General features: G+C 67.3%; 8 protein-coding genes and 1 pseudogene. All 9 read left to right on the plus strand.

Annotated elements, in window-relative coordinates:
- The first annotated feature begins 115 nt into the window (after nucleotides 1–115).
- Nucleotides 116–460, plus strand: a complete 345-nt coding sequence (locus ACYQ1K_RS27560; RefSeq protein WP_459986832.1) for an LLM class flavin-dependent oxidoreductase — start codon at nucleotides 116–118, stop codon at nucleotides 458–460.
- A gap of 47 nt (nucleotides 461–507) precedes the next feature.
- A pseudogene (locus ACYQ1K_RS27565) lies at nucleotides 508–600 on the plus strand (hypothetical protein); the annotation flags it as partial.
- 421 nt (nucleotides 601–1,021) lie between these two features.
- Nucleotides 1,022–2,059, plus strand: a complete 1,038-nt coding sequence (gene fgd / locus ACYQ1K_RS27570; protein WP_459986839.1) for a glucose-6-phosphate dehydrogenase (coenzyme-F420) — start codon at nucleotides 1,022–1,024, stop codon at nucleotides 2,057–2,059.
- Entirely contained in the window at nucleotides 2,056–3,294 is a 1,239-nt protein-coding gene (locus tag ACYQ1K_RS27575) for an LLM class flavin-dependent oxidoreductase (protein WP_459986833.1), read from the plus strand. The genes fgd and ACYQ1K_RS27575 overlap by 4 nt, the downstream gene beginning before the upstream one ends.
- Nucleotides 3,295–3,464: 170 nt before the next feature.
- Nucleotides 3,465–4,166 (plus strand): FAD-binding oxidoreductase, encoded by a 702-nt coding sequence (locus ACYQ1K_RS27580; protein WP_459986834.1) that lies wholly within the window; start codon nucleotides 3,465–3,467, stop codon nucleotides 4,164–4,166.
- Nucleotides 4,167–4,479: 313 nt separating this feature from the next.
- Complete coding sequence (locus ACYQ1K_RS27585) at nucleotides 4,480–4,710, plus strand: BBE domain-containing protein (protein WP_459986835.1); 231 nt, start codon at nucleotides 4,480–4,482, stop codon at nucleotides 4,708–4,710.
- A 76-nt stretch (nucleotides 4,711–4,786) separates the two neighbouring features.
- Nucleotides 4,787–6,136, plus strand: coding sequence for a flavin monoamine oxidase family protein (locus ACYQ1K_RS27590; RefSeq protein ID WP_459986836.1), 1,350 nt, complete (start codon nucleotides 4,787–4,789; stop codon nucleotides 6,134–6,136).
- A gap of 6 nt (nucleotides 6,137–6,142) precedes the next feature.
- Nucleotides 6,143–6,352: a hypothetical protein gene (locus ACYQ1K_RS27595; protein ID WP_459986837.1), complete on the plus strand. Its 210-nt coding sequence runs from the start codon at nucleotides 6,143–6,145 to the stop codon at nucleotides 6,350–6,352.
- A 38-nt stretch (nucleotides 6,353–6,390) separates the two neighbouring features.
- A partial coding sequence (locus ACYQ1K_RS27600) for an FAD-binding oxidoreductase (protein ID WP_459986838.1) occupies nucleotides 6,391–7,352 on the plus strand: 962 nt, incomplete at its 3' end.

A 7,352-nucleotide genomic window follows, 5' to 3' on the forward strand; every position in this document is an offset into this window, starting at 1 on the left:
CGCCAACAAGAAGCGGGTTTCGTAACCCTGTCGACCTGCCGTAGTGTTGTCGCATCAGGGGTCCTGAGCTGCGGTCGGCGACGCAACGACGCACCCGAGCGAGGGGAGTCTTGAGATGAGCGCAGACAGCCACATCTACGACGTGGTGGTGATCGGCGGCGGCTTCGCCGGGACTCTTCGCGGCTCGGGGCCCGACCCTCGACGAGGGCACGTCATGAGGATCGGGATCGGGTTGCCCAACCATGTTCCAGGCGTTGACCGCGCATCGATCATCACCTGGGCCCGGGGTGCCGAGGAGGCAGGGTTCGCGTCTGTCGCCGCGCTCGACCGGCTCACCTGCATCGGCTACGACCCGCTCGTGGCCTTGACCGCGGCGGCGGCCGTCACCGAGCGTGTCGAGCAGGTGACGAACGTCCTGCTCGCACCGCTGCACGTCAACGCGGCGCTGCTGGCCAAGTAGGCGCGACGCTCGACCACTTCTCGAAAGGGCGCCTCGTCCTCGGCCTAGGCGGCGGCAATCCCGAGGACTTCGATGTCTCCGGAGTGGACTACCGGGCCCGGGGTCGGGCGTTCGATCATCAGCTCGGGCGAATGCGGACGTTGTGGCAAGGGGAGCGGGTCGGGTCGATCAGTGGCGAAGCCGTCGGGCCAAGCTCCTACCGCGGCCGTCGTCTGCCGGTCGCACCGGCGTTCCGCGCATCACGGGGATGTTCTACTTCGCGCTCCCGGACCCCAGCCCGGGTGGCGCCGACGACAACCTACTGCGCCTCTACAACGCCGCCAGCTCGGCATTCAGGCAGTGGTTCCTCCAGTCCGTCGCCCGTGGCGCGGCCGCCATCCGGAGCACGCTTGCTGCCTTCGAGCGGGCCGGGGCGACGACGTTCTGTGCGTGCCCGCATCCGCCGACCCTGCCGCGGTCGAACTGCTGGCCGACATCGCTCTCTGACGCAGACGGTCTCCCCGCAACCTTGCCAAGTCCGCGAGATTGCAGTAAGGTTTTGGAATGCTTTCCGCCCCAGCAATCCCTATGAAGTACGGATACAAGGCTTCTGCCGAGCAGTTCGCTCCGCGCGAGCTGATCGACTTCGGCAGGCTGGCCGAGGAGCTCGGCCTCGAGACGATCGCGGTCTCCGATCACTTCCAACCCTGGCGCCATCACGGTGGCCACACCCCTGCCGTGCTCCCGTGGTTGGGCGCACTCGGCGAGCTCACCGAGCGTGCGATGCTCGGGACGAGCGTGCTGACGCCGACGATGCGCTACCACCCGTCGGTCATCGCGCAGGCCTTCGCGACGCTCGGCTGTCTCAATCCCGGCCGTGTCTTCCTCGGCGTCGGCACCGGAGAGGCGCTCAACGAGACGCCGGCGACCGCAGGCGAGTGGCACGGCGCCAAGGAGCGCCGGATGATGTTGAGCGAGTCGATCGAGCTGATCCGGCAGCTGTGGACCGAGGAACGTGTCAGCTTCGAGGGCAAGTATTACCGGACCGACCGCGCCACGGTCTACGACCGCCCCGACGAGCTGATCCCGATCTACCTCGCCGCCTCGGGGCCGATCGCGGCGAGATTGGCCGGTCGAGTCGCGGACGGCTACATCGCCACGTCGGGCAAGGATCCACAGCTCTACCGAGACCTGCTCGGAGCCCTGGCTGAGGGCGCGGAGCAGGCAGGTCGCGACGTCAACGGCATCGATCGGTTCATCGAGATCAAGGTCTCCTACGACAAGGACGTCGACTACGCGAAGGAAGCGTGCGGCTTCTGGGCCCCGCTGGCTCTCAAGCCCGAGGAGAAGACGGGCATCGACGACGCGCTCGAGATGGAGCAGGCCGCCGACAAGATCCTCGATCGGGCGCACACTCGCTTCATCGTCTCCGACGATCCGGAGGAGGTCGTCGAGAAGATCGCGCCGTACGTCGAGGTTGGCTTCAACCATCTCGTCTTCCACGGGCCTGGCCACGACCAGGAGCGCTTCCTTCGCGGGATCTGCGCCGACGTCCTGCCCAGGCTCCACGACCGGTTCGGAAGCACCGCCACGACGATGACGCAGGGGAGTGTCGAATGAGCTTCGAAGATGCCAGGAAGTTGAACCACCGCAGGACCTTCAAGGCCGACGTGCTCCGCGGGCCGTTCGATCCGGGCGGGCAGCCGGGGCTCGAGCAGAAGCACCCGTTGCAGCTCTCACTGTTCGCGTGGAACGTCCGATCCGGTCTGGCGGCCACGAAGGCAGTGCTCTCGGACCCGAAGCGGTATCGCGACTACTGGGAGTGGCCGGCGTCGCGCGACCTGTTGCAGGCGGCCGAGCGGGTCGGCTTCGACGGCCAGCTGCAGTACGGGATGTGGAGCGGCTACGGGGGCGCCACCGACTGGAACGGCGCTAGTCTCGACTGGGCGACCGGCGCCGCCGTGTCCGCGGTGGCGACCGAGCGGATGCGCCTGGTCTCCACCGTCCATGTCGGCTTCGACATCCACCCGCTGGTGGTTGCGAAGACGACCGCTGCGATCGACCATGTGTCCGGCGGCCGGGTCGGGGTGAACCTTGTGGCAGCCGTCGACCTGGTCGACTACGCGCAGTTCGGGCTGGGCAAGGATCGTGCTCCCGAAGCGATCGCCAAAGGCGTCGGCCGTACCCCCGAGGAGCGGTACGCGATGGCCGACGAATACGCCACCTTGCTCAAGTACCTCTGGACGTCCGACGATGCCATCGATTTTGAGGGCGAGTACTTCCAGGCGTACGGCGCGCACGTCGACCCCAAGCCGACGAGCAGCCCGCGGCCGATCCTGATGAACGCCGCAGGGTCGGAGCTCGGCATCGACTTCGCGACCAGGCAGTGCGACGCGATCTTCGTCTCGCCTGGACAGGCGGGCCCCAAGGGCTGGGAGCAACAGGCCAAGGACATCAAGGCGGCCGCGGCCTCACACGGCCGCAAGGTGCGCATCTGCATGATGTGCTTCGTTGTCATGGACGAGACCGACGAGAAGGCCGCCGAGACCGTCCAGTGGCTCGGGGACGAGATCGACGCCGAAGCGGTGGTCAACCAGTTCCGCAGGCTCAGCGGTTCGGCGAGCTCCTCCTCCTGGGGGATCGACGACGTCAACGACGAGCACCTTCGCAAGTTCGGTCTTGGCCTCGGCGGCTACCAGGTGTTCGGCTCCTACAAGACCGTCGCTGACACGCTCGCGAGCATGCACAGCGCTGGAGTCGACGAGGTCGCGCTGTTCTTCTGGGATCCGGCCCGCAGCGTTGAGGCGTTCGGCAAGCACGTCATGCCGCTCCTCGAAGAGCGCGGACTGCGCTAGGCACGGGCGAGGATCGGGCAGCCGCATGGCTTCGACTTCGGGAGCACCCGCCCTGTTCCGGGGGTGTGGATCGATCCGGATCATCCGGACTACGTCGGTGCGCGACCTGTCTTCAATCAACGCGTCGACGCGCGACCGCAGATTATCGCGCGCTGCGCGGCGTCGCAGATGTGGTGTCGGCTCTGGCGTATGCGCGCGAACGCGGGCTGCGCGTCGACGTACGAAGCACCGGGACCAATCTCGGTGGGCTCGGGCAGGGAGACGGCCTAGTCATCGACCTGTCGCTGATGCGCGGTGTGCAGATCCTGCCCGATCGGCGGGTGGCCAGGATCCCCTGTGGCGTCAGCGGCGGCGTCCTGCAGGTCGAGGCGGGCGCGCACGGGCTTGCCGCCGCGACGGGTGGACTCTCGCTGACTGGCGTCGGTCTAATGCTCGGTGGCGGTATCGGCCACCTCGCCACCCGTGCCGGCTATGCGGCCGACAACATCCTCAGCCTCGAGCTGGTCACCGCGGCCGGTGAGGTCGTGACGGCGTCACCCGACGAGAACCCAGACCTGTTCTGGGCACTGCGCGGGTCGACGGGGAACTTCGGCGTGGTCACCTCGCTCGAGGTCAGGCTCCATGCGGTGCCGCCGGTCGTCCATGCGGACACGATGTGTTGGTCGCTGGACAATCTCGAAGGTCCTCTCCGTGCTCTGCGGAAGTGGGACTCGGCCTCCGACCACCTCAATTTTCTCTCCGAACTCAGCTCCGTGTCGCTCGAGGTCGCGGTGGGTTGGACATGTTCGTCTGCCACACCGGTCCGGAGGACCAGGCGCGCGACGAGATCGCACGGCTGCGGGCATTCGGCGCGCCCGACGAGGAGGAGATGAGCGTCGTGCCGTTCAGCGAGGTGACGTTCATGTTCGACGACGCGTACGCGCCGTGCCGCACCACGATCAACGACCAGCCCGTCGGCGCCCTCAGCGACGAGCTCGTCGACGCGCTGGTCGCCAAGATCCGCGAGCCTGGCGGCGGCCGGCGCTTCATCGAGATCCTCACGCGCACGGGCGCGCTCGGCCGGGCGCCCGAGCTCCCCAGCGCGGTGCGAGATGCCGCCGAGGACCCGACCTGGATGATCGTCCCCGGTGCTGGTGGGACGACCCGACCGAGGACGACGGCCACGAGCAGTGGGTCGCGGAGGTCATGGACCTCACTCGGAAGATCGGGCCGGCCCGCAGTGGCCATCATCCGAACACGGCGGGGGTCCCGCTGGACCTCGACGGTGTGCGGGATATGTACGCCGACCGGTTGGACCGCCTGCGCGAGCTCAAGCGCGAGTGGGATCCCGACAACACCTTCTCCGGCAACCACAACGTGCTCCCGGCCGAATTGGCAAGGGTGAAGGGGTTTACCAACCACGTTGAAGTGCAGTAATGTTTGTCGTAGTTGATTTGCTGTTGGATCGCCGTCGGCAATCGGATCGCAGCAACCGATCGAGGAGAGGTTTCGCATGAGTCAGGACGACAACCGATACGACGCGATTGTGATCGGTGCCGGTTTCGCGGGGTTGATCGCCGCGCGTGATCTGACGGATCAGGGCAACTCGGTGCTTGTCCTCGAGGCTCGCGACCGGTTGGGAGGCCGGACGTGGTCGACTAAGTATCCGGGCACGGATCTCGATGTCGAGCTCGGCGGTCAGTACGTGTTGCCGGAGAAGTGGCCGCTGATGAGCGCAGAGATGGAGCGCTACGGCGTCGAGGTGCACTACGCGGAGGAGGTGGATGCCTATCCGACCCTGGTCAACGGCAAGCATCTCCCGGGCCCGTCACCCGTGCCGATCGAGCAGATCTTCGACCTCGAGCGGGCGGCGGTCCATTGCATCCGCGCGGCTGCGCGGATCACTCCTGGGATGCCCTTGGACCAACAGAACCTCGCGGACCTCGACATTCCACTCGCCGACTTCCTTGCCCCGCTCGACCTTCCCGCCGAGACCTACGACTACGTCACCACCGTGGGTGGACTGCTGTCCTTCAGGTACGCCGAGGAGGGCTCGGCGCTTCACATCCTCAACGCGCTCGCCGGAATGGACCTCTCCCCCCTGTCCCTGTGGGGTGCTACGTCCATGTACATCCGCACCGAGTCCTTCCTGGAGCGGGTCGCCGCCGATGTCGGGGAGGTCCGGCTCGAGTGCCCGGTGACCAGCGTCGACCAGACCGGGGAGGACGTGGTGGTCACGACGGCGGCCGGTGAGACCATTCGCGCCTTGGCCGTCGTCATCGCCGTCCCCATGAACGTCTGGAACGACATCGAGTTCACACCGCAGCTGAGCCAGGTCAAGCGGGATACTTCCGCAGAGCGCCACGGAGCGGATCGCTCGGCCAAGGCGTTGATGCGCGTGCGCAACGCTCCGAAGGTTGCCAAGTTCACGGCGCCGCGGTCGGCGGAGGGCGGGCTCATGGTGTATTCGGATCACCAGTTGGGCGACGGTGTCCAACTCATGGTCATGTACGCACTCGCCTCGATGGAGGGTGACGACTACCACTTCAACGTCACCGAGCGCGAGTCTGTGGCGCGCACGCTTGAGGCGATGCTGCCGGGGGCCGAACTAGTCGACTTCCACTCCCACGACTTCAACAGAGACCCGTACTCGAAGGGGGACTGGGTCAGTTGGAAGCCGGGCCGGGTGAGCAGGTCCCACTCGCAGCTCGCCGCACCAGAAGGCCGGCTGGCCTTCGCGACCGCCGACATCGCGCCCAAGAACCTGATGCTGTTCGAGGGGGCGGTGGAGTCCGCGCACGCCGCAGCCCACCGGACCCAGGACCAGTTGCTGCGTGCGCGTAACGCTCGGCCGGCATCCTGAGCGCGCTTGGCTACTGATCGAGCGCAGGCGATCGTCGTCGGCGGAGGGCTCGCTGGCATCACGGCGGCTCGCGACCTGGCACGTTCCGAGATGCCCCCGGAGGAGGTCGACAAGCCCATCGGCCGGCTCCTCTTCGCGGGCGGTGACTTTGCACCACAGTTCTCCGGTCTGCTGACCGGTGCTATCGAAAGCGGCGCGCGCGGCCCAGCGTGCTAGGCGCGTCCTCGCGTCGAGCTAGACGGAAGGTGCCAGACGTGTTTCGTGGAGAGTGGATCACACCCGGGCAACCGGCGTATGAGGTGGCACGCCCCTGGTTCAACCGGCGAGCCGAAGCACGGCCGGCTGTCATCGCGCGCTGTGTGGGACTCGCGGATGCGGTGACAGCAGTCGACTATGCGCGCGAGCGGGGGCTCCCGATCGACGTGAGGTCCGGAGGGTTCGCGGTCGGCGCCCCGTGCGCCGACGGTGGGGTGCTCGTCGACCTGGGGTTGATGCGCGGGGTGCAGATATTTCCCGAGAAGCGAATCGCGTGGATCCAGGGCGGCGTCCGTGGTGGTGACCTGCAGGTCGAGGCCGCGAGGTTCGGCTTGGCCGGCGTCACCGGAGCGCTCTCCGGTGCGGGAGTGGGCCTGATGCTCGGCGCCGGGATCGGTCACCTGTCGCCCCGGGCCGGATATGCCGCGGACAACATCCTCAGCCTGGAGGTCGTCACGGCGAGCGGCGAGGTCGTCGTCGCCTCACCCGACGACAACGCGGACCTGTTCTGGGCGATGCGCGGCAGCCAGGGGAACTTCGGAGTCGTCACCGCGCTGGAGGTACAGCTGCACGACGTCCCGCCGCTCGTGCAGGCCGGAGCATTGGGCTGGTCGCTCGACCACCTGGACCGCGCCGTCGACGTGCTCCGAGCATCGTGGGAGTGGAGCGATCATCTGAGCCTGATCCCGTTCATCGGCGGTACGTCGTTCGAGGGACGAGGCGGCCTGGAGGTGGTGGTGTGCCACACCGGAACCCCGGCCCAGGCTCGCGCCGACATCGAGCGACTGATGGCCATCGCGCCACCTGATGAGCAATCCGTCAGCTCCGTCCCGTTCGCAGAGCTGCATTTCCAGTACGACGACTGGTGGACGCCGATGCGCGGCGCCACGATCCAGCAACCGGTCACCGAACTCGGTGACGACCTGGTGGAGGCTCTCGTCACGGCTATCCGACAACCAGC

Source organism: Nocardioides sp. AN3, from assembly GCF_054653495.1.